Consider the following 23966-nt stretch of genomic DNA (forward strand, 5'->3'; position numbering starts at 1 on the left):
AATATTATACTATTGACAACAGACATCATACAACGTAAAATGAAACATACAACTAATTATTATAATATAAAAAGGTGGTAATGTTATGAGAAGTGATGTAGTAAAAAAAGGTACAAGCAGAGCACCTCAACGTGCACTCCTTAACGCGTTGGGTTTAACAAAAGAAGAAATGGAAAGACCCCTTGTAGGTATTGTAAATTCAAAGAATGATATCGTACCTGGTCATATAAATTTAGATAAAATTGTAGAAGCTGTAAAAATTGGTGTAGCAATGGCAGGAGGTACTCCGATTGTTTTTCCTGCAATTGCCGTTTGTGATGGAATTGCAATGGGACATCAAGGAATGAAGTATTCACTTGCAACAAGGGATTTAATAGCAGATTCTACAGAAGCAATGGCAATGGCACATGCTTTTGATGCATTAGTAATGGTGCCTAATTGTGATAAAAATGTACCAGGTCTACTAATGGCAGCAGCAAGAGTTAATATACCGACTATTTTTGTAAGTGGTGGACCAATGCTTGCTGGAAAAATCGATGGATGCAAAACAAGTTTTTCAAGCATAGCTGAAGCAGTTGGTTCTTTTAATGTAGGTAAGGTTACAGAGGAAAAATTAGAAGAGTTTGAGAATAAGTGTTGCCCTACCTGTGGTTCTTGCTCTGGTATGTATACGGCTAATAGCATGAATTGTTTAACCGAAGTTCTTGGAATGGGACTTGGCGGTAATGGAACTATTCCGGCGGTTTATTCGCAGAGGATAAGACTTGCAAAACATGCTGGCATGAAAATCATGGAATTACTTGAAAAGGATATAAGACCCAGAGATATTATGACAGAAGGTGCATTTAAAAATGCTCTAACTATGGATATGGCACTTGGATGTAGTACAAACAGTATGCTTCATCTGCCAGCAATCGCACATGAGGTAGGTATTGAATTAAATGTTGATATGGCAAATGCAATTAGTGATAAGACTCCTAATCTTTGTCATCTTGCGCCTGCAGGACACACTTATGTTGAGGATTTGAATGAGGCAGGCGGAGTTTATGCAGTTATGAATGAGATAAACAAATTGAATTTGTTAAACACAAATTTGATTACATGCACAGGTAAAACTGTTGCAGAAAACATTAAAGGCTGCGAAATTAAGGATACAGAGGTAATTAGAACTGTTACAAATCCTTATAGTGTTACTGGTGGAATTGCTGTTCTTAAAGGTAATCTTGCACCAGATTCATGCGTTGTAAAACGCTCAGCTGTGTCAGATGAAATGTTAAAACATCAAGGTCCAGCAAGAGTGTTTGATTGTGAAGAAGATGCGCTAAGTGCTATAAATTCAGACCAAATTATTCCAGGAGACGTTATTGTTATTCGTTATGAAGGTCCTAAGGGTGGGCCTGGAATGAGAGAAATGCTAAATCCAACATCTGCAATTATGGGACGAGGACTCGGTAATAGTGTAGCTCTTATAACAGATGGACGGTTTAGCGGTGCAACTCGTGGTGCTGCAATTGGGCACGTTTCACCTGAAGCGGCTGTTGGTGGAAATATTGCATTAATTGAAGAGGGAGATATTATATCAATAAATATCAATGCGAATACTATTGATTTTGAAGTAAGCGACGAAGAACTTAAAATAAGAAAAGCAAATTGGAAACCAAGACAACCTAAAATTACAACAGGTTATCTTGCTAGGTATGCTGCATTAGTTTCATCAGGAAATAAAGGTGCTATTCTAGAAATTCCTAAATACTAATTTAATATTTTAAATAAATATAATAGCTTTTATATTACTTTGTTGTGAAGTTATGATATTGGTTATAAAAAAAATAGCTGAACCATTGAAAACAATATTATATTGTTTTCAATGGTTCAGCTATTATTAATTTGAATTATTTAAGCTTGCTGCCATACTTTTTACAGCAGTTTTTATGGTATTTAGCGTATATTCTCTATTTCTTTGGGTTACTCCAATAAAATCATATTTTATACCTTTAACATGATCTACAAATCTTTAGAATGAAGCAAGGGTAGAAATACATCCATTACCAGTTCCTCCAAGAGCAGCAACACATATAAAAGGTTTTCCAGCTAAATTGTTTTTATCCCCATTAGTTGCTTCATGTCTCTACAGTGTACAGATGTTATTGTTTTTTTATGGTTTTGCATATATAATTGGAGGAGATTATAATAGATTTCAATTAAATGTAATAAATATATATTATTTCAAATCAATTCAAGGAAGTGTTAATAATGCTTGGGAGAAGATTACGTATAGGGGACACTATTGGGCTTATTTCGCCTGCCAGTCCAGAAAATGTAGAAGCAATAAAAAATGCTATAATATTTTTAAAAAATCAAGGGTTTAATATAGTAGAGGGAAAACACTTATATGATAAGTGGGGATATCTCGCAGGCAAGGATAAAGACAGAGCAAGTGATATTATGGAAATGTTTAAAAATGACGAAGTTGATATGATACTCTGCATAAGAGGTGGTTATGGCTCAAGCAGACTAATCCCATATCTAGATTTTGATATAATTAAAAAGAATCCAAAGATATTTGCAGGATTTAGTGATATAACAGTTTTTCTAAATTTATTTTATGAAAAATGCGGACTTATTACATTCCATAGCCCAATGGGAACTTCTAATTTAGAAGACATTGAAACATTTAAAAGTTTTATGTACACATTTACGGAGGGGTATAATCCATATATTATTAAAAATTCGTCAGCATTTGAAACTAATTGTATTACTGGAGGAATAGCCCTGGGTAACCTTGTAGGTGGCAATCTTAGTTTAATATGTAGCTCGCTTGGGACTCCTTATGAAATGGATACTAGGGGTAAAATACTATTTATAGAAGAGGTTGGTGAGGCGCCTTATAAAATTGATAGAATGCTAACACAACTTCTATTAGCTAAAAAACTTAAGCAATGCAGTGGCATTATATTAGGACAATTTAAAAATTGTGATTTACCTCATTATGAAAGAAGCCTAACACTCGAAGAAGTTTTTCACGATAGATTATACAATTTAAACATTCCTATGTTTTCAGGGTTTTGTTCAGGACACGATTATCCAAAACTCACTCTTCCAATTGGAGCAAAGGTAAAAATGGATGCAGAAAGTGGAAGCATTAATGTAATGGAAGCAGTAGTAGAATGATTTAAAATATAAGAAAATAGCATATATTAGTATTATATGGTGGGCTAATTGCTCACTATATTTCTATAAGAGGAAGGTGATATTATTAATGATTTTAAAATTCTTTTAGTTGAAGATGAAAAACTTATGTCAACATTTGTTGAGATGGAATTAGATCATGAAGGATATAAAGTAGATGTGGCGTATGATGGGCGTGAAGCTTTAAAAATATCAGATAGAAATGATTATGATTTAATACTTCTCGATGTTATGATACCAGGACTTAATGGAGTTGAGGTTTGCAAAGAAATAAGGAAATCATCCCAAGTACCTATTGTTATGCTTACTGCAAAAAGTGATATATCTGATAAGGTTCTAGGTCTAGATGTAGGTGCGAATGATTACCTTACAAAACCATTTGCAATAGAAGAACTATTGGCAAGAATTAGGGTGTATCAAAGAAATAAATTCCTTTTGATAAGATAATAGATTCTAAAGAGAATGATAAACATTTAGTATATAAAAATTTAAAAATTGGCACTAAAGCATACGGGACCATATATATTCAGGTAGTTAAAAACATGGATAACGAATATGATTTTATGAAAATTTTATTTGTTTTAATGATAATAGCTGATTTTATAGGTAGTATATTTTCAATTATAGACTTCAGGAAGCTTTTGATAGGCAAACTCAGTTTGTATCTGATGCATCACATGAGCTTAGAACACCTATTGCTGTTATTCAGGGATATGCAAATCTTATAGATAGATGGGGGAAAGATGACAGAGAAGCCTTAGAAAAGTCTATCCATGCTATTAAATTAGAAAGTAGTAATATGGCAAGTTTAGTTGAAAAATTATTATTTATTGCAAAGGGTAATAGCGTAAACCAAAGAATAGAGAAAAAACAATTTTTGCTTAATGAGCTTATTAGCGAAGTGTTTGGAGAAAGCATACTTATAGATAATACCCATCTAATATCTTGTTCTAAAAATGATATTGTTAGTATATTTGCAGATTATAAAATGATAAAGCAGATGAATAGGATATTAATTGATAATAGTATAAAATTTACGCCCATACAAGGAGAAATTGATATAAGTTCAGAGGTTCAAAATAAAAAGGTAAAAATAAGTGTTAGTGATAGTGGAATAGGAATACCAAAAGAAGATATCCAAAACATATTTGAAAGATTTTATACTGTTGATAAATCTAGATCTAAAGAAAAAGGTGGCATGGGACTTGGATTATCAATTGCTAAATTGATTGTGGATTTACATAAAGCAAGTATTAATGTAGAAAGCACGGAAGGTATAGGAACAAAGATAACCATTATGTTGAATATTTAGATATTATCGAGGAAACAGTTTGTGTAAAAAAAGTATATATTACGGATAATGCATTTGAATTAGTAGTTCTTAGCGAAGTCAGTGCATTAGCAGCAATATATACTTTTTTATCTATTATTAAGTTAGATCTAAGACATTTTTAATCTTATTTTAATTTTGATTATATATAATATACAATATTGGGGCGTTTATAGAGGCATCTAGAGATGAAAAAGGGGAATGATGAAAATGATATCGTTAATGCAGAGATTTGATAGCTCAATACTATTGTATATAAAAGATAACATGCATGGGACTATTATGGATAAAAGCATGGTGATATCAACATACTTAGGTAATGGAGGAGTCATATGGATTATAATAATAGTTATGCTTTTGATAAATAAAAAATATAGAAAAATTGGATTTATGGCTTTAGGAGCTTTAGTATTAAGTACAATTTTAGGAGAAGAGATATTGAAAAATGTAGTTAGGCGTATTAGGCCATCAGAAAATATATCTGCAATGGACCTTCTAATTTCAAAACCTTTATCTTATTCATTTCCATCAGGGCACACTACTTCATCATTCGCGGTGGCAGGAGTACTTGTAAGATATTTTAAACGTTATGCAGTTGCGTTTTTAGGGTTAGCATCTTTAATCGGATTTTCAAGATTATATTTATATGTACATTATCCTACAGACATTTTGGCGGGGATTGTTTTAGGGCTTTTATGTAGTGCAATAATAATTCACTTATTTGATAAAACAAACCATAAAATAAGTATATAATATAAAATAAAATTATAATACAAAGTGAGAAAATCTTATGGGATAAAATTTGCAAGGCAAAACATTATATATTTTATAATGTGATTATTGCAGTATACCACCCAATAAGCAAAAGGATGGGAATAATGACAAATATAAAAAAAAATACGAAAATGATAAGAAAAAAGAGTAGAATTATTTTATTATTCATAATTTTTGAGTTAATGTTCACTGCTGTTACAGGACCATTTATACTATATTATGGTCCGTTTAAAAATGTAAAGACTACCGTTGTAGGAGCAGCTATGACTACTTTCACATTACAGTGGCTCGCAACATCATTTTTATCAGATGAAAAAATAGAACAAATTATGAGTGAACAAACTGTGGATGTTATAGCTCAAGATAATTTAAATGGAGTAGATTCTGGCGTAAATGTAGAAAATAAGAATGATGATGGTATTGAAAGATATGAGATTACAGGGAGGAAATTTAAGGGACACTTGTTAGTTATTAAAGACCCAACTAGACTAAAAGTAGGTTATAGCAATATGCTAGGCATGGAAGGACAATTAACCAGTGATATGGCGAGAGACAATAATGCTATTGCGGCAATTAATGGTGGAGGTTTTACAGATAACCTTGCTGGATCAAAGTGGACAGGTACAGGTTCAAACCCAGTTGGAATCATAATGTCTAATGGAAAAATTATTTTTGATGGTATAAAAAATGAAAATCAAACAAGGGAAACTGTAGCATTAACTAAATCAGGAAAGTTATTAGTTGGTTTATATTCAATTAAAGAAATACAGGATTTTGGAGTAATGGAAGCCGTGTCTTTTGGACCAGCTATGATAGTTAATGGACGTAAGGCTATAACTAAAGGCGATGGGGGATGGGGAATAGCACCAAGAACTTGTATTGGCCAAAGGGAGGATGGAGCACTATTACTATTGGTCATTGATGGTAGAAAACTAAATAGCATAGGTGCTACTTTAAAGGAGGCGCAAGATGTGCTTTATGATCATGGTGCTTATAACGCTACTAATTTAGATGGCGGATCTTCTTCTACTATGTTTTATAATGATGAAATCATAAACAATCCGTGTGGCAGCTTGGGGGAGAGATCAATTGCTTCAATTTTATATATAGAAAAAAGGTTAGAAAATAAACAAAGTTAACAACAATTTCTATGAAAATAAAAATGAAAAGGACTGGACTTGATGTCGACCTTTTCATTTATTTATTTATTTATATTAATTTTTCATTAAATATATTAGTTAAGTTTAATCTATCTACTTTCTTCTTAATTTCATCTATATCCAAAGTATAAAGTCCAAGTTCTTTCATTCTTTTAAAATATGTTGCTCCTGCAAAGGTAAATCTGATTTTCCTTCCATTCTTAGAGTTTATTGTTTCATTTGCAGATGCTATTATGTCGCCAACGGCAAGCGTCCGAGGTAATATCAAAAGAGGTTTTCCTAGATAACTTTTTACTGCATTATAACCAGCTAAGGCCCCTGTTATCATAGCTTCAGTGTGACCTATAAATAGCCCTGATTTCTCTCCTGCGCAGAACAAATTGTCTATTCCTATAACCTTCATACTATTAGTTCTTGGGGCTATAGATAAATACCGTATGGAATTTCCAATGCCTCCAGCATATGGGTCTACATATTTTGCGTTTTCAAATCCTTTAATTTTTCTTAATTTTTCTAATGGATAAAAAGGCGTCATAAGTTTAACATCACCTGTATCTATTAGGATTATGTTTTCTGCAAACTCTTTTAGGGCGTATTGCTGACACACCTTTAGTTTGAGCTTATCCAAATTTACATCTTCATCTGGAATTTTTACTACAACTACTCCCGTAGCGTCCAGCTCCTTTGTAATATCAACAGATAAAGAACCTTTGGCTAGTTTACAAGAACCACTAAAGGCACCATATACACCATCTTCTCGTTCGCCTTTTAAGTCTTCTATTCCAGCTTTATTGCTTATACTTACTCTTCCTCCAAAAGCCGGACATCTTAAAACACACATTGCGCAACCATTTCCATATTTTACGCAGTTATTCATTGGACCTGCTGAGCCTGTAGTCTCTATAAATACGTCAGCTTCAACATATGTCTTATCTGATAAATAAATACCTTTTATCTTATCATCTTCTTTTTTAATATCTACTACTCTTGTTATCATATTAACTTCAATATCCATTACTTTTAAATATCTTGCAATTGCTGGTTCAATCTTGTTTGTATCATAAAGCCAGGCATTTTTATGTCCTGGGAAATCAATATTTTTATGTTTACTATTAGCATCAGTGATTTGTATAAAGTCACCTGCACCTAATGCTATTATCTCTTCTGCAGCAGTGTATCTACCATTATTTCTCATTATACCGCCTATATTACCAAGTCCTAAAAGCATGTCTGTTTTTTCATATAAAACAACTTCTGCACCAGCTTTTTTTGCTGTGATGGCTGCTGTGCAACCAGCCCATCCACCACCGATTATTATAACTTTCAAAATATTGTCCTCCTTTAAAATATCTAATACATTATTTATGATTCCTTTTAATTCTATTGTAATAGTTATTGTATTATTACTTGTATTTAGATCAGATATTAGTTTTGTTAAAAAAAACTCTCAACAAATAAGTTGATAGTATTACGTTTTTATGTATAAATTATGATTTAATAATATAATCATCACTAAAGATTTTGCTATTTCAAAGGGAAGATGTGGTAGTTACCTGTGGCGTTCATGTTGATAATATAACCGTTGAAGAAATTGATATTATTATGGATATTGTACATGAATTAATAGATAATCAGTGTCACTTCGAATAAATTAGTTTAAAAATTTAAATGTAAATATATAAAAAATATTGCATATTATACTATAAAGGTTTGTTATTCTGGTAAGATAGAGATAGTACTAGTATAAGAAGAGTAGTAAATACAAAACTAAGTGATGTTTATTACTACAACCTAAAATGAATAGAAAGTTGGTGAATAGATGCTTGAATTAAGTGATATTCTTATATCTAAAGAATCAAATATTGAGAAAAAAATATATTCAAAATCTTCACTGGTCGGTATAAGTCACGGTCTTGAAGATATGGTAATTGAATTTAAGTTGAATTCGGAGATTTTTGTGGTATTTCAAAAATTTGAATTTTTTATGGTAGAAGTTGAAAGATACAAAATTCTTGATAGTATATGTAAAAAAGTTTATGTATTTGCTAGAAATATTAATTTCGATTGTGTAAAATATTTCAAAAACACCATATTTATTGAACTTAATGAAAATGATTTAATGATAGAAGAGTGGAATATTATAGTGAATGACGAAAAACATCCCGCCGTTTTCATAAGTAAGGAAGTGTTTTATAATCAGTCTGCAATAGAGGATCAATTTAGAAAGTTTAATGGGTTTTTAAGTTTTTCTGGAAATATATTAGCAGAAGCATTAATAGTAATACAAAATAAACTAAAAAAATATGGTATTGATTATGAGTTAAAAAAGATTGACCGGGAAAATAAAGAGCAAGATATTATAACTAAAAAAATGAGCTTTTTTATAAATCGCACACTTAGTGAGATAGAAGATAAGAGTTCCCAATTGATCAACAAAAATAATATGCTTTCAAATGCATTAAGTGAAAATGGCGAGCTTACAAATGAAATTATAAAGCGGTTATGTTATGCAGCAGAATATAGGGATGATGATTCAGCGGTGCACATGGCGCGAATGAGTATATACACATCAATTTTATATGAAAAGGTAGAGACATCACAGGAAAAAAATAAATTGATGAATTATGCAGCCTTAATGCACGATATAGGAAAGATAGGGATTCCAGATTCAGTTCTCTTAAAACCAGGCAAACTTACAACCCATGAGTTTGAAATAATGAAAACACATACAACTATTGGTGCAAGGATACTTAAAGGGTCAAAGAGAGAGGTGATTACAATGGCTTATGAACTAGCACAAAGTCACCATGAAAAATGGGATGGTAGTGGATATCCGTCAGGTCTTAAGGGAAAGGATATACCACTTACAGCAAGAGTTGTAGCTATTGCAGATGTTTTTGACGCATTATCTACGCAGAGAGTATATAAAAAGGCTTTTCCAATTGAAACTTGTTTAGCAATATTAAAATCAGAAAGGAATAAACATTTTGAAGGAGAAATTGTAGATTTGTTTTTAGAAAATATAGATAAAATACTTAAGTGCAAACATAGTATTGATTTAAAGTTTAGTGAATATGTTAATGAAGATGTTTTTACGTTACTTTTCAATAATCCAATGAGCTTTTTTATTGACAGTTAGAAAAATAAATCATATTATTTTGGTGCCACGAGGAATTTTAAATAATTAACTAGGTCTAAACAATTTGATAACATAAACTTTACACTTAGCGACTATAATAATTGTATTGAATCTAATTTGAAATGAATCTATTTTAATATCAATTTTAACTAAAGAACTTTGAGAATTTTAGTTTTGTTAATCTAATAATTTATTAGAAAGGTGAGGATTAAAATGAAACAAGAAGAATTGTTATATAATGTGATTTTCCCTGAGGACAATGATCCTAATCATGTTAATTATGGATATTTTATTGGGAGGAGCAAAAAAAGCGTAGATAAGTTGAAAGCTATTATTAGTGAAAGTCAATTAAATCCAATATTAATTTGTGATGCTGACAAGGAAAATGCTTTTTTTGTTAAAGTTTTTCAAAGTGAAGTAGACAGATTTTTAAAAATTGTAAATGAACTTAATTTCAAACAAATTACAATAAATAATTGTCATATGGCTGAGGTAAAATATATGTTTGAAGAATTGATAATGCATACACGAAAAAGGGGGGAAAGGTCACATAAATATTTATTACCAAAGAAATTTAATAGAGGAAAAAGAAATTGGGAATTACCAGATATAATAAAGTTTAATCCTACGGATGGAAATAAACCCGGATTAAAAGGAGTAATTAATTTATAATAATTTAAAATGTAAGATTAATCCTAAAACATTGGCTTGTCTAATTATGACAAGCCAATGTTTTTTTAATAAACAATAAATAACGATATTATTATTGTCTTGCAAAGAAAGATATGCTAAAATTTAAATAATTACAATTTTATATAAAAAATGACAAAGTCAGCGAATAAATATAAATGAATAGGTTATAATTATTAATTAGTAGAACAGTTCGAATCAAAATTAAAGATTTGCAAGTGGAACTTTCCGATGCATTTTCTTAAGAAGTGTATGATAATAATGGAGTTGATAAAGTGCGAAAAAAAATTTTATTAGTAAGTATAGTAATAATTTTATGCGGTTTAAGTTTAGGAGGTGTATATTTATATTATCAGCATATAAGGACAATAAATGTGAGCGATATAAATATTATATTAAAAAAAAATCAATCAATTGAACAAGTAGCAAAGATGTTACAAGAAAAAAATGTAATAAAAAACCAGGAGGCTTTTATACATCACGCAGGTAAAAAGGGTCTTAAGTTAAATGTAAAAGCAGGAAATTATATAATATACCCTAAAACAAAATTAGATGATATTATAACAAAAATTAAAAATGGAAAATCAGATTTCACTATTATAACGATACCTGAAGGGTATACATTATATCAAATTGGGGATATCCTTGAAAAAAACAATCTTGTAAAAAAACAGGACATATTAAATGAAAAACTTGATGTTTTAAAAAATAACGATTTATTTCTCAGCAAAAAAGATATTTATTATGATTTGGAGGGATACTTATTTCCTGATACCTATTACATACTTGAAGGCAGTTCGAAAGAGACGATAATAAATTTAATGGTGGATAGATTTAAAACAGTCTTTACAGATAAAGATAAAGCGCGAACTAAAGAATTAGGGTTAGATGTTAATGAAGTTATAACAATAGCTTCGTTAATTGAAAGAGAAGCTGCAAATGATAGTGAGAGAAGTCGAATCTCAGGAGTTATATATAATAGGCTTAAAAAAGGAATGCTACTTCAGATTGATGCAGCAGTTATTTATGCACATACAAAAGGAGAAAAGACTATTGAAAAGGTATATTTCAGTACTCTTAAGATTCAGTCTAAATATAATACATATTTATATAAGGGATTGCCACCAGGTCCAATAGCTTCGCCAGGGAAAGCTTCAATAGAAGCCGCACTTTATCCTGAAAAAAATAATTACTTGTATTATTTGGCAAATGGGAATAAACATATATTTAGTAAGACTTATAAGGAACAGTTAGAAAATGAAAAAAAATATATAAAATAAACTATAATAAAAAAAGTGAACTTGTGAGTTTTTTACAAGTTGACTTTTTTTAGAATGAAATTACAAATTAGAAAATATATGCTTTTTAATAAAGGTACTTACAAAATAAGGTATACGTATTTTATTAGTTTGTGGTATATTGTTCTTATGGGAAAATTATCATGAATATTATATATTATTGAATAACACGATGAATAAAAAATAAAGTATGAGTATAATGAAAAGTATGCTGTTATAAAGTATTATAAAGGAGAATGTTGAATGGATAAAAATATAGATATAGATCTTTCTAGTATATTTGTGATTTTTGGAGGTACTGGTGATTTAACAAAAAGAAAACTTATCCCAGCAATTTTTAGTTTAATGCACGAAAAAAGATTACCTGATAATTTTACGATTGTGTCTATAGGCAGAAGAGAAAAGACGAATGAGTTATATCGAGATGAAATGTATGAGTTTGTAAAGCAATTCTCTAGGTTTCCATTAAATAATAAATTATGGCATGATTTTAGTAAAAGAATTTTTTATAAAAACTTTGATTTTACTTCAGATAATAAAGGGTATAAGAAGTTAGATTCATTTTTAGAAAAGATGGATTCTAATCATTTAACTGGGGGGAAAAGATTATACTATTTAGCGGTTGCACCGGAGTTTTTTGAAGGTATAATCAGAAATTTAAATAATAATGGTATGATTAAAAAATCTACTGGGTGGCAGAGGATAATGGTTGAAAAGCCATTTGGATCAAGTTTAAAAACCGCTAGAATTTTAAATCATAATATATCAAAACTTATATCAGAAGATGATATATTTAGAATAGATCACTATCTTGGAAAAGAAATGATTCAGAATATATTGGCAATCAGGTTTGGCAATTCATTATTTGAACCGTTATGGAATGCAAACTATATTGATAATATTCAAATTACGTCCAATGAACTTTTAGGAGTGGAGAGTAGAGGCGGTTATTATGAGAATGCTGGTATTTTAAAGGATATGCTTCAGAATCATTTGTTACAAATGTTAACTATGATTGCTATGGAGCCACCAGTAGATTTTGCTCCTGAATCTATAAGAGATGAAAAAGTAAAAGTATTACGGTCTCTTAGACCTTTTACTAAGCAGTCTTTTAAGGAGGATGTGGTCCGCGGTCAATATGGCAAAGGTAATCTTGATGATGTGAAAACGCTAGGATATAGGCAAGAGGTAGATGTGTCCCCAAGTTCAAATACAGATACTTTTATAGCACTTAAAACTTATATTGATAATTTTAGATTTGGTGGGGTTCCCATATATATAAGGGCTGGAAAAAGAATGAACACTAAAAGTACTGAGATAGTTATTGAGTTTAAAAAGCTTCCCGGAATTAATTATTACAAGGAATTTGATGAAATTGGGCCTAATCTTTTAGTTTTAAAAATTCAACCAGTAGAGGGTTTTTTCTTTCAAATTAATGCTAAAAAGCCTGGTAATGAATTTAGGATGGAAAAGGTAGAACTTGATTATTGTCAAAGTTGTAAATATATCAATGATTCACCAGAAGCTTATGAGAGGTTAATACTTGAAGCAAGCAAAAATAACTCATCTTTATTTACAAGATGGGATGAACTTGAATATTCGTGGAAATATATAGAAAGCATTGAAAAAGAAATTAAAGGCAATGTACTAAACTATCCTAATTATGAGGCAGGAACAGCCGGGCCTAAAGGGGCCATAGATCTAATTGAAAAGGATGGAAGGCAATGGTGGAACATTATAGTCAGCGAGGAGGTTTAACATGATAATATATGATATATCAATGACAATTGAAAAAGGAATGGGAGTATACAAGAATAAAGAGGAGAAAAGGCCTGTAATTAAACTTGAGAGGGGAATTCCGAGGGATAGCATTAATGAATCTAGTATGTATATGAATTTACATACAGGAACACATATTGATGCACCATATCACGTAGATAACAATGGAGCTACAATTGAATCGGTTGATTTAAATAAATTAATTACAAAGTGCAGGGTTTTGGAGTTAACTGAAGTAGTAGATAAGATAACAAAAGAAGATCTTATATGCAAAGAAATTATGCCAGGCGAATTCATATTACTTAAAACAAAAAATTCATATGTAGATGAATTTGAACCTGAGTTTGTTTATGTTGAAAAAAGTGGAGCAGAGTATTTAGTGGAAAAAGGAATAATCGGAGTAGCAATAGATTCTTTTGGAATAGAGCGTGCTCAGGCAAATCACGAGACTCACAAAACTCTTTTTAAAAATGGTATAACTATAATTGAAGGAGTAAGGTTAAAAGATATTGAAGCGGGCGAATATTTTATGTGTGCATTACCACTAAAAATTAAGGGAGTTGATGGTGCACCGGCTAGGATAGTTTTAATAAAAGATCTAGTATAATCGTTTAAGAGGTGTAAATTTCAACATACCAAAAAAGTACACATCTATCCCTAATCTTGATCCAGCAGAACTTATGTATAAAATAATACGAGTAAAAAAACAGATGCACCTAAGAATTAGGGCATCTGTTTTTTTAAAAAGTATTTTTGGACATTTAAGATGTTTTATTTAACTTGAAGCACAAATATATGAGGTGTAAGTCTTCCGCTTTCAATTTTTATTTCTTGAAGTAATTCAAGTTCATCATGACCTGCTAAAACGTCTTTAAATAATTGTTTTTCTATAGTATAGATAAATGCCATTCCACCTGGCCTTACAAAATCAGAAATTTTACTAACAAATTCGTTGTAAAGATCAGCATATTTATTATGAGTGGTAGATTTATTATCAAAAGGCATATTTGTTATCATCTCATCAAACTGGCCATAAGGAATAAATTCTAATATGTCATCGGCTATAAGTTCTATGTCCACATTAGCTAATTTAGAATTTATTGTTGCAGCAGAGATTGCCTCTCTATAAATGTCAACTCCTGTTAATGATTTTGATTCTCCTATTTTAGCTCTTTCAATAAGCATTGTTGCGGCGCCACAAAATGGATCTATAACTTTGGAATCAGCATTTAGCCATCTTTCTATAGATTTTATAACAATAGCGCCAGTTATAGGATTTATGGATGTAGCCAAATCATTTTTTCGATAGTCAAATCTAGTATCTTTGAAAGAATAAAGTTTAATATAAACAGTGCAGAGATTATCTCTTTCAAGTATTCGTATTTCAACCTCATATGAAGAAGGGCTATTTCTTAGATTCCCATTAGAAAGTTCATCTATTTCTCTAGAGAGGTTCTTTACAAACTCTGAGCGTTCTCTACTTGAATCAATAGTTTTAAATTCAATTCTATATCCAAAAGGATCATTAGAATCATTTACATGACACTGGTTTAAAAAACCTACAATATTTGCATTTATAATTTCGGAAGCTATTAGTTTATATTCAAATTCTAAATCTATGCAGCCTTCTAGTGGATAGAGTAGCTCATAAAAGGTGCGCAAGGTGTAGATTTTATTTAAATCTTTTTCACATATAAGTATGCCATCATCTACAAGTTTGCCGTCTATCCATTTATCGTCTAGTTCAGTTAAAGTAAGCTGGTACTGATAATTCATAATCGTGAGTAGCATAGGCACAGGGGCTTCAAAACCCTTAAATTCATGACGAATGGTAGGTGATAATTTATCAATTGCCCTTGTGAGCGCAAGTTTCTCTTCATTAATATGTTTGTTTGTTGTTACATGAGTATCGCTTCCGACGTTTGCTTTTTCATTATTCACTACGTCCTCAAACATTTTCTTTAGCTTTTCACCGTCTTTTGCACTACCACAATTTCCTATTGCAAGTACATAAGAATATCTAACAAATAATTTTTCTTCTGAATTATAAGCGTCGTATAAAGCCTCTAAATATGATGAATCTCCAAGTTCGCCGATAACACTACATACATTTTTTCGTACCTTTGGGTCTGAATGTTTTAGTAAATTACTAAGTTTTTCTTTTGAATTACCAATAGTTCTTTTAAACATCCCTCTCGGTTTTTCTTTTTTAAGAATATCGCGTATAACAGAAAGCAATGCTCTTGGGTTTTCTTCAGTTATTATTTTTGACCATAACATTGGAATAGCATTATTATAATCAAGGGAAAGTTTATTTATTATAGCAGATCTTTGTTTATCATCTGCAGTTTTTAGACTTTCTATGAAAGCAGATATCGTATCATTTATTTCTATCATTTGTTTCACCTCTTAAGTTTAAATTTGTGAATTTAATTATATCATATATTTATTTTTTAGTGTAATACATGCTCTTAATAAATAAAATAATAAGAGTAAAATTAGAACTAAAAAATTATAAAGATAGATTTTACTTTATTGCAAGTGGAATTAGAGTATAATGATATCTTAGAGGTATATAAATAAAAACGATATTACAAAACGGAGGAAAAATTATGAATGAAACTTTAAAAAATATAGCAAATAGAAGAAGTACAAGGGCATTTCTGCCAGAACAAATCAATTCAGCACATTTGACAGATATAATAGATGCAGGTATTTATGCACCAAGTGCTAACAATAATCAGCCATGGCATTTTACTGTAGTGCAAAGAAAAGATATTATAGATCGTTTAAGTGATGAATTTAAAGAATTAGCAAGAAAATCGGAAAATGAGTATATTAGAAGACTTTCTGATAATGAAAAATTTCATGTGTTTTATAATGCACCAACAGTGGTAATAGTATCTGGTGATGCTACTAATCCGTCAGCTCCAGTTGATTGCGCCGCAGCTGTAGAGAACATGTTACTAGCTGCAGAATCTTTAGAAATTGGTTCTTGTTGGGTTGGATTTATCGCATACTTGTTAAATAGTGAGGAGGGAGCAGAATTTTTAAAAGAGCTTAAAATTCCAGAAGGATTTAAGCAAATACATTCATTCTGCCTTGGATACAAAAAAATAGAAATCACTAATGCGCCAGCAAGAAAAGAAAATACAGTAAACTATGTTAAATAATAATGTAATATGTATAGATTGGAGTCAGCAGGATAAATTAATTCTGCTGATTTTGCCTAAAAAAGATAAATATTTAATTGAAATTGAATGAATTATAAAAAAAGTATTTACAAATACAAAAAAATAATATATACTAAGATAGTTGTCGAACATGCTTCATTAGCTCAGCTGGTTAGAGTACCTGACTCTTAATCAGGGTGTCCAGGGTTCGATTCCCTGATGGAGCACCATAAAAAAATCAAGATCTTATGATCTTGATTTTTTTTGTGGACTAAACTCTTGTTAATAACATATAATACAACAATAATAATATATTGTTGTATTATATGTAAATCTGATGTGTATTATAAGTAATAATTTAAAGGGGGGGGATAGTATAATTTCTTATAACTTGTTTATTGTCCTTATCTCTTTTAACTTTTCTTTCATTAATTTTATACCATGCATCTGCATTTTTAATTCCTAATTTTCTAGGATCAAATATAAATGTTTTCGAATTTCTTCCCATTTTCTTTTGAGCTTCATAGTCCTTTAAAACTTTAAGACCAATGTTTCCGAGAATCAATATGGCAATAACATTAAGCCATGCCATGGTACCAACAGCGATATCACCAAGTGCCCAAGCAGCTCTTGCTGTTTTAATAGAACCATAAAAAGTAGAAGCAAGAATTGCCAATCGTAGAACATTAGTAATGGCTTTGCTATATTTAGAATTTTTAACCAAATATGTAAGGTTTGTTTCAGCTATATAGTAGTATGCCATTAGAGTTGTAATTACAAAAAAGAATAATGCTATGGCAACAAAAGGACCTCCAAACTTTCCAAAGACTGTTCCAATTGCTAGTTGAGTATAACCAGGACCTATAGCTACATTTGGAATATTTTCTACTATAAATCCACCTGCTGGATTTATAACATTGTATTTATCTGTTGCCAAAATCATGAATGCAGTTGCAGAACATACAAATAATGTATCAAAATAAACCGCAAAAGCTTGGACCAAACCTTGTATAGCAGGATGGGATACTTCGGCAGCAGCAGAAGATTGTGGACCTGTTCCTTGTCCGGCTTCATTTGAGTAAATGCCTCTTTTAACGCCCCATGCAACTGAAGTACCTAAGATACCAGCAAAGGCTTGTTCAGTACCAAAAGCGCTTCTTATTATTAAAGCAAACATATGTGGAATAGCAGTGATATTAAATGCTAATACAGTTAATGCAACTAATATGTACGCAAGTGCCATAAACGGAACTACGACTTCGGCAATTTTTCCAAGGCGTTTTGTACCTCCAAATACAATAAAAGCAAGTAAAACAACTATTACAGCTCCAGTTATAAATGGTTTAATACCAAAGGCCTGGTTCATGCTAGCTACAATACTATTTGATTGAACTCCAGGAGCGAAAAGTCCCATGCCGATTACAGTTACAGCTGCAAATATAATTGCATACCATTTTTTACCCATAGCTTTTTCCATATAGTAAGCTGGGCCTCCACGATATTCTCCATCAATATCCTCTTTATAAACTTGACCAAGGGTACATTCTATAAAGGAAGAACCTGCACCAAGAAATGATATAGCCCACATCCAGAAAATAGAACCAGGGCCACCCATTGCTATGGCGGTAGCAACGCCGGCTATATTGCCTGTACCAACACGACCAGCTACTGACAACGCAAAGGCCTGAAATGAGGATACACCATGTTTGGACTCACTACCACTAAATAAGTGTTTTGCCATATCTTTAATGAGTCTTATTTGAAGAAAACGAGTTCTAAACGAGAAATAAATACCTGAACCTAGACATAAATATATAAGTGCTTTACTCCATATGAGTTCGCTTATTTTATTGATAATAAATTCCATAAAATCCTCCTAATTCTAATGATACTTTATGCTGTAAAAACATAAATATAATTATAACACAGTTTTGGTGGTATTACAATAAAACTGCGAAAATAAACAATAATTATATCCGAAAAGATCGAATTTTAACAAAAAATAAAAAATAATACATTATATTGCATTAGGTTATAAAAAATAATAAATTAAAACAACAATAATGAAGGTAATAGAAATAAGAATAAAATCTTATAAAAACAAAAAAATTCAAACGGAATAAATTAATATTCTGCTCGAATCGTTTTAACCTATAAAATTTGTGAGTGCTAGAAAAGCTTTAATATCTATTTTTTCATTAGATTTAATTAAAACCTTAGCTTCTTGCTTTGATAATAACATAACTTCAATATCTTCATCAGGTTCTAAAAACTCGCTAGACAAATTTCCATTACAAGTACAATATACTAAAGCAGCGGATTCATCAGTCATGCCAGTTGAAATATATGCCTTAGATTTAGTCTGATCATAATTAATTTTGAGCAAATCAAGACCGGTTTCTTCTTTTAATTCGCGCCCTACTGTAGTTTCAAAATCTTCTCCAACATCTATAAGCCCTGCTGGTATTTCATAAACATAATCATTTAGAGGAATCCTAAATTGTTTTATAATAACTAATTTATTTTCATCAATATGAGTAGCTACTATTATAACTGCATCTATTTGGTCCTCAATACCTTGAAAATAATTTGTTTTTAAGGTATCTAAATCTTTTCTAGATGCAATGGACCAATTTTTACATTCACCGTTTTTATTTAAGTACTCAGCATTGTAAAGTTTTAGATACTTTGTATCAAAAAGTGTTGTAATATTTTTTATACTCATTATATCATCTGTCCCCCTTTTATAATGTACATATATAAATAATAGCACTCTAAAAGAATAAAGACAAATAAAAAAAACATTATAATTAAATCAATAATACTATTACTTAAGCTACCCATAATTCATAAATAAAATAAGATATAGTTATGAATAAATAGAAAAATATTAATAAATTGTAATTATATTTATTTTATGGGTTAATGTATTAATAGAAAACAGGATGAAAGTACGTTATAATATTATAATTGATAACCTTGTTAGGTTGAAAATATATGTATAGTTTTTGGAGGGGTATAAAATGTTTTATTTTGTAGAAGATATAGAAGAAAATACAATGAATGTGAATTGTTTGCATGAAGTTCCGTTCTTGGAAGAGGCCATATATAATATGTCTATGGCAAAAATGTTAAAAGAGTATGAAAATATAAAGAAATGGTTCATGTTCAATAAGATGGCAAATAATTTTCAAATTAAAGGGGTTGCGGGTAGCGAATTAGAATTTCTCATCATAGATAATATTCCTTATGCAGATATGGATTATAGTCATGATGTTTTACATAATAGAATTAAACAAAAGATGGGACCTACATTTGACAAATATGAGTATGAGTTGAAATTAAGATTAAGTAGGACATGCTCTACAATTTTATTTAATATTAAGATAAAATGTATTTTAAAAGAATGGATATAATAGTAGTAAAAATTAACTTATGTTCAATTACCTATTGTTCATATCTTAATATATTTGAAAGAATATAAATAAAATGTGCTAATGACTTATGAATATAGTTAGCACATTTTATTTAATGATGTCGCTAAACGTATGTTATTAATACTTTTTACCTTGTAAGGTGTGGCAATATAAGTTTTATAAGTCCTTCAATAACTTTTATTTCCTTTTCTGAACATTTATCAATTAAAGAATGAAGTACATCATTATTAGTATTAATAGTTACATCTCCAAAAAACAAATAGTCAATTGAAATATGTAAACATTCAGAAAGGTTTATCAAGGTATTAATGCTCATTTTTCTTTCTCCTCGTTCAATTTGCCCTAAAAAATAGGTGGAAATGTTTAAAATTTCAGACAAGTTTTCACGGGTCATATCGAATTTTTCTCGTTCAATCCTTATTCTATTTCCAATTTTCACATAATTGATTTCATTCTGCACATTATTCACCCTCTATAAGCTAAACTATAAATAATATTCTAATTTTACATTAAAAAAAATAATTTATAAATAAGCTAACTGCATACAAATTACATTCTCATAATGTTATGATTTTGGGAACAAAGAGTTATTTAAATAATATATATTGAACTATATTAATATGTGTAAAAAAAAGTAATGCTATTCTTATTAAAATTTAATAAATATAAATAAAATAAATTATAAAGAACACTAACAATATTTGAAATTTTAAAATATTGTAGTGTTCTTTTTATTTTAAAAGATATATCTAGGTGAAAATTTATTAATTACTAAATAAAAAAATACATATGCATTTAATATTAAAAATCAAACATACTATTTGTAACATACTATTTGTAGCATAAAAAAATAATATTATCAAAAAATGATAATTAAGGGGGAATCAGATGAAGAAGGTTACAAAAATAACAACCATCTTATTAGTAGTAGGATTATTTTTTAATAATTCAGCTAATGTTGTGGCACTAGGTGCACAAGGTGTGAAAAATAAGCAAGCGTTATCAATGTATGATAAATCCCAGATAAGTCTTAAGGGAAACATAAAAATAGGTGAAAATATATCAGGATTTAAGTTAGAATCTAAAAAATGGATTGAAGATATACATTCTACTACCATGATATTTAAACATATTAAAAGTGGAGCTAAACTTATTTACGTTCAAAATGATGACGAAAACAAGGTTTTCTCAATAAATTTTCGAACACCAGTCCATGATAATACTGGGGTGAATCATATTATTGAACATTCTGTTTTATGTGGTTCAGCAAAGTATCCTGTAAAAGATCCATTTTTAATTATGACTAAACAATCACTCAGTACATTTTTAAATGCTTTTACAGGGGCTGATTTTACAATGTATCCAGTAGCAAGTAAAAATGATGTAGATTTTAAAAACTTAATGGGTGTATATTTGGATGCTGTGTTTTATCCAAATATGTCTAAAGACCCTAAAATACTAAAACAGGAAGGCTGGCATTATGAAATTAATAATAAAACAGGAGAGTTAAGTTACAATGGGATAGTATACAATGAAATGAAAGGTACTAGTTCCTCACCAGAAATAATATTGTCAAATACTATTAATGAATCACTTTTTAATAATAATTCATATAGTTATGAATCTGGTGGAAATCCAGAAAATATTACTGATTTAACATATGATAGATTTATTGAAACATATAAAAAATATTACACATCATCAAATAGCTCCATATATTTATATGGGAAATTAGATATTGAAAGTACATTGAAATTTATGGATGATAATTATCTAAGTAAACAAAAAAAAACTAATGTAGATAGCAAAATTGAATCACAAAAAAAGTATGAAGAAAATGTTGAAAAAACAGAGGTTTACCCAGTGTCTACTGATGCAAATACGTCAAACATGACTTATTTATCATCTAATTATGTAATAGATAAGGAAATAGACGTTGAAAATATTTTGGGTTTTCAAATTTTACAAGAAATTCTTTTAAATACAAAATCTTCACCTTTAAGAAAAGCTTTGATAGAGAGAGGAATTGGTACAAATGTTTATGCAAGTTTCAATCAATCAACTAAACAACCTACTTTCAGTATAATAACAACGAATGCAAATGAGACAGAAAAATATAAATTTAAAATGTTAGTGGATAGTGCGCTTGAGCAAGTAGTAAAAGATGGTTTTGATAAGGAACTAGTGAACTCGGTGGTAACAGCAATAGAATTAAGCTTGAAAACTCAAAATTCCGATGCCAACAGAGGTATGAATTACATGTCATCAGCTTTAAATTCCTGGAATTATGATGTAGATCCTACAGAATATCTGGATGTTACGCCAACACTGAACATTATAAAGTCTAAAATATCAGATAAATACTTTGAAAAATTAGTGCAAAAATATTTGATTGAAAATAAACATAATTCATTAGTTGTGTTAAAACCTTCTAAGGGATTAAATGAAATTAAAGAAGAAAAGGTGAAAACAAAACTTGCATTGTATAAAAAATCGCTATCGAAGCCTGAACTTGCTAAAATTATAAAAGAGTCAGAAGAATTAAAAAAATGGCAGATAACCTCTGATACTAAGGAAAATATATCTAAAGTACCAACACTTAAACGAAATGATTTAAACTTGAAATCGGAAGAACTTCCAACTGTAGAAAAATTAGAGAGAGGAACTAAAATATTAAGTCATCCTATATTTACTAATGGAATTGCATATTCTAATTTATACTTTGATAGCTCAAAGGTGCCTCAGAACAAATTATTATATCTAAAATTGCTATCAAGTGTTTTAGGAAATGTTGGTACGCAAAAATATAATGTAATGGAGTTGTCAAATGAAATGATGAAGTATACTGGTGGAATTAGTTTTAATTCCACCGTATTTAAAAATAATGATAATGATGAGACGAAGCAGCATGAGTATTATCCGAAAATGGATGTTTCAGTAAATGCTATTAATAGTAAAGTACCAAAGGCGTTTGAGCTAATAGACGAAGTAATTAATCATAGTAAATTTGATGATAAAAAACGTATGAAGGTTTTGATTAAATCATTAAGGTCAAATTATGAGGTTATGCTTGTAAATGGAGGCAATACCCTTGCAGTAAATCGTACCTTATCTTATTTATCAGATGTTGGTAAGTACAAGGATTTAAATTATTTACCTTACTATAATTTTATTTGTGATTTGGATGACAATTTTGATAACAAGTTCGATGATATCATAAAAAATCTAAGTGATGTAAATGATCTAGTGTTTAACAAAGAGGGATTAGTAGTAAGTTACACTGGTGATGAAAAAAATTATCAAGACTTCGCAATTTCTTTTAATAAACTTTCTGAAAAGATTAATAATAAAAAATTTCCAAGTCAAATATATAAATATGATTTCGCAGATAAAAATGAAGCCTTCGTGATTCCGTCTCAAGTTCAGTATGTTGTAAAGGCTGGGATTTTTAAAAAATCAGGGTATACCTATAATGGACACATGTTGGTACTTGAAAATATATTAAATAGCGATTATTTATGGAAGGAACTCAGAGTCAAGGGTGGTGCTTATGGGGGAGCAATGAGATTCACAAGGGATGAATTAATATTCTACTCTTACAGAGACCCTAATTTAAAGGAAACTTTAAATACATTTGATGAGGCAGTTAAATTCTTAAAGTGCTTTAAAACAACTGATTCCGAAATGACTAACTATATAATAGGAACAATAGGCAGTATTGATCACTTAATGAGTCCAAATGACAAAGGATTATTAGCTGACAGCATGTATTTTGCGGGAATCACTCATCAAGATATTCAAACAATCCGTGATGAAGTATTAGCTACAACGCAAAATGATATTAGAGAATTTGCTGTTGTACTTGAAAGAGTTTTAAAGCAGAATATGTTTTGTGTTGTTGGTAGTGAAACTAAAGTAAATGAAAATAAACAGCTATTTGATAAGGTAATAATACCTATTAAGAAAACAAAGTAATAATTGTGAAACTTCAATGGAA

Annotated in this window: 19 protein-coding genes, 1 tRNA gene and 2 pseudogenes; 17 read left to right on the plus strand and 5 right to left on the minus strand. The window is 29.9% G+C overall.

Annotated features, from left to right (window positions below; genetic code table 11):
* Positions 1–85 precede the first annotated feature (85 nt).
* The 7 genes and pseudogenes from ilvD to ACREVX_RS01515 all read left to right on the plus strand — a co-directional run bounded on the left by ilvD (position 86) and on the right by ACREVX_RS01515 (position 6432).
* Positions 86–1756, plus strand: coding sequence for a dihydroxy-acid dehydratase (gene ilvD / locus ACREVX_RS01485; protein ID WP_431542304.1), 1671 nt, complete (start codon positions 86–88; stop codon positions 1754–1756).
* Between the two features lie 497 nt (positions 1757–2253).
* Positions 2254–3171, plus strand: a complete 918-nt coding sequence (locus ACREVX_RS01490) for a S66 peptidase family protein (protein WP_431542305.1) — start codon at positions 2254–2256, stop codon at positions 3169–3171.
* Between the two features lie 84 nt (positions 3172–3255).
* A pseudogene (locus ACREVX_RS01495) lies at positions 3256–3624 on the plus strand (response regulator transcription factor); the annotation flags it as partial.
* Positions 3625–3892: 268 nt separating this feature from the next.
* Positions 3893–3970: pseudogene (locus ACREVX_RS01500) on the plus strand (hypothetical protein); the annotation flags it as partial.
* An 18-nt stretch (positions 3971–3988) separates the two neighbouring features.
* Positions 3989–4501: a sensor histidine kinase gene (locus tag ACREVX_RS01505; RefSeq protein WP_431542306.1), complete on the plus strand. Its 513-nt coding sequence runs from the start codon at positions 3989–3991 to the stop codon at positions 4499–4501.
* A 228-nt stretch (positions 4502–4729) separates the two neighbouring features.
* On the plus strand, positions 4730–5272 hold the full coding sequence (locus tag ACREVX_RS01510; protein WP_431542308.1) for a phosphatase PAP2 family protein: 543 nt from the start codon (positions 4730–4732) through the stop codon (positions 5270–5272).
* Positions 5273–5397: 125 nt separating this feature from the next.
* Positions 5398–6432 carry a phosphodiester glycosidase family protein gene (locus ACREVX_RS01515; protein ID WP_431542310.1) on the plus strand — a complete coding sequence of 345 codons (1035 nt, stop codon included), beginning with the start codon at positions 5398–5400 and terminating at the stop codon, positions 6430–6432.
* A gap of 70 nt (positions 6433–6502) precedes the next feature.
* On the opposite strand, the gene ACREVX_RS01520 is transcribed toward ACREVX_RS01515, so the two are convergent.
* Positions 6503–7780 carry an FAD-dependent oxidoreductase gene (locus tag ACREVX_RS01520; RefSeq protein WP_431542311.1) on the minus strand — a complete coding sequence of 426 codons (1278 nt, stop codon included), beginning with the start codon at positions 7778–7780 and terminating at the stop codon, positions 6503–6505.
* A 215-nt stretch (positions 7781–7995) separates the two neighbouring features.
* On the opposite strand from ACREVX_RS01520, the gene lpdD reads away from it, so the two are divergent.
* The 6 genes from lpdD (at position 7996) to ACREVX_RS01550 (ending at position 13966) form a co-directional block, all read left to right on the plus strand.
* Positions 7996–8103, plus strand: a complete 108-nt coding sequence (gene lpdD / locus ACREVX_RS01525) for a prenylated flavin chaperone LpdD (protein WP_431542312.1) — start codon at positions 7996–7998, stop codon at positions 8101–8103.
* A 169-nt stretch (positions 8104–8272) separates the two neighbouring features.
* Positions 8273–9592 (plus strand): HD domain-containing phosphohydrolase, encoded by a 1320-nt coding sequence (locus ACREVX_RS01530; RefSeq protein WP_431542313.1) that lies wholly within the window; start codon positions 8273–8275, stop codon positions 9590–9592.
* A 213-nt stretch (positions 9593–9805) separates the two neighbouring features.
* Positions 9806–10264, plus strand: coding sequence for a hypothetical protein (locus ACREVX_RS01535; protein ID WP_431542314.1), 459 nt, complete (start codon positions 9806–9808; stop codon positions 10262–10264).
* 293 nt (positions 10265–10557) lie between these two features.
* The gene (mltG, locus tag ACREVX_RS01540; protein ID WP_431542316.1) at positions 10558–11562 is read left to right on the plus strand and encodes an endolytic transglycosylase MltG; all 1005 of its coding nucleotides are present in this window, start codon (positions 10558–10560) and stop codon (positions 11560–11562) included.
* A gap of 261 nt (positions 11563–11823) precedes the next feature.
* A complete protein-coding gene (zwf, locus tag ACREVX_RS01545) occupies positions 11824–13338 on the plus strand; it encodes a glucose-6-phosphate dehydrogenase (protein ID WP_431542317.1) in 1515 nt (504 codons plus the stop codon).
* A gap of 1 nt (position 13339) precedes the next feature.
* Positions 13340–13966, plus strand: a complete 627-nt coding sequence (locus tag ACREVX_RS01550) for a cyclase family protein (protein WP_431542319.1) — start codon at positions 13340–13342, stop codon at positions 13964–13966.
* A gap of 164 nt (positions 13967–14130) precedes the next feature.
* On the opposite strand, the gene ACREVX_RS01555 is transcribed toward ACREVX_RS01550, so the two are convergent.
* The gene (locus ACREVX_RS01555) at positions 14131–15756 is read right to left on the minus strand and encodes a methyltransferase (RefSeq protein WP_431542320.1); all 1626 of its coding nucleotides are present in this window, start codon (positions 15754–15756) and stop codon (positions 14131–14133) included.
* Positions 15757–15971: 215 nt separating this feature from the next.
* On the opposite strand from ACREVX_RS01555, the gene ACREVX_RS01560 reads away from it, so the two are divergent.
* Positions 15972–16532: a nitroreductase family protein gene (locus tag ACREVX_RS01560; protein WP_431542321.1), complete on the plus strand. Its 561-nt coding sequence runs from the start codon at positions 15972–15974 to the stop codon at positions 16530–16532.
* 153 nt (positions 16533–16685) lie between these two features.
* A tRNA-Lys gene (locus tag ACREVX_RS01565) sits at positions 16686–16762 on the plus strand.
* Positions 16763–16890: 128 nt separating this feature from the next.
* Here the strand turns inward: ACREVX_RS01565 and ACREVX_RS01570 are convergent.
* Together ACREVX_RS01570 and ACREVX_RS01575 are read right to left on the minus strand one after the other, a co-directional pair.
* Positions 16891–18399: an alanine/glycine:cation symporter family protein gene (locus ACREVX_RS01570; RefSeq protein ID WP_431542322.1), complete on the minus strand. Its 1509-nt coding sequence runs from the start codon at positions 18397–18399 to the stop codon at positions 16891–16893.
* Between the two features lie 279 nt (positions 18400–18678).
* Positions 18679–19257: an NUDIX hydrolase gene (locus ACREVX_RS01575; RefSeq protein WP_431542323.1), complete on the minus strand. Its 579-nt coding sequence runs from the start codon at positions 19255–19257 to the stop codon at positions 18679–18681.
* 298 nt (positions 19258–19555) lie between these two features.
* Here ACREVX_RS01575 and ACREVX_RS01580 point away from each other — a divergent pair, with 298 nt between their 5' ends.
* Complete coding sequence (locus ACREVX_RS01580; protein WP_431542325.1) at positions 19556–19948, plus strand: hypothetical protein; 393 nt, start codon at positions 19556–19558, stop codon at positions 19946–19948.
* 148 nt (positions 19949–20096) lie between these two features.
* On the opposite strand, the gene ACREVX_RS01585 is transcribed toward ACREVX_RS01580, so the two are convergent.
* The gene (locus ACREVX_RS01585) at positions 20097–20429 is read right to left on the minus strand and encodes a helix-turn-helix domain-containing protein (protein WP_431542326.1); all 333 of its coding nucleotides are present in this window, start codon (positions 20427–20429) and stop codon (positions 20097–20099) included.
* A 428-nt stretch (positions 20430–20857) separates the two neighbouring features.
* Between ACREVX_RS01585 and ACREVX_RS01590 the strand changes: the two genes are divergently transcribed.
* Complete coding sequence (locus ACREVX_RS01590; protein WP_431542327.1) at positions 20858–23944, plus strand: insulinase family protein; 3087 nt, start codon at positions 20858–20860, stop codon at positions 23942–23944.
* Positions 23945–23966: the final 22 nt, after the last annotated feature.

This window comes from Clostridium sp., assembly GCF_050717545.1.
In the GTDB taxonomy this organism is placed as follows: domain Bacteria; phylum Bacillota; class Clostridia; order Clostridiales; family Clostridiaceae; genus Clostridium_AD.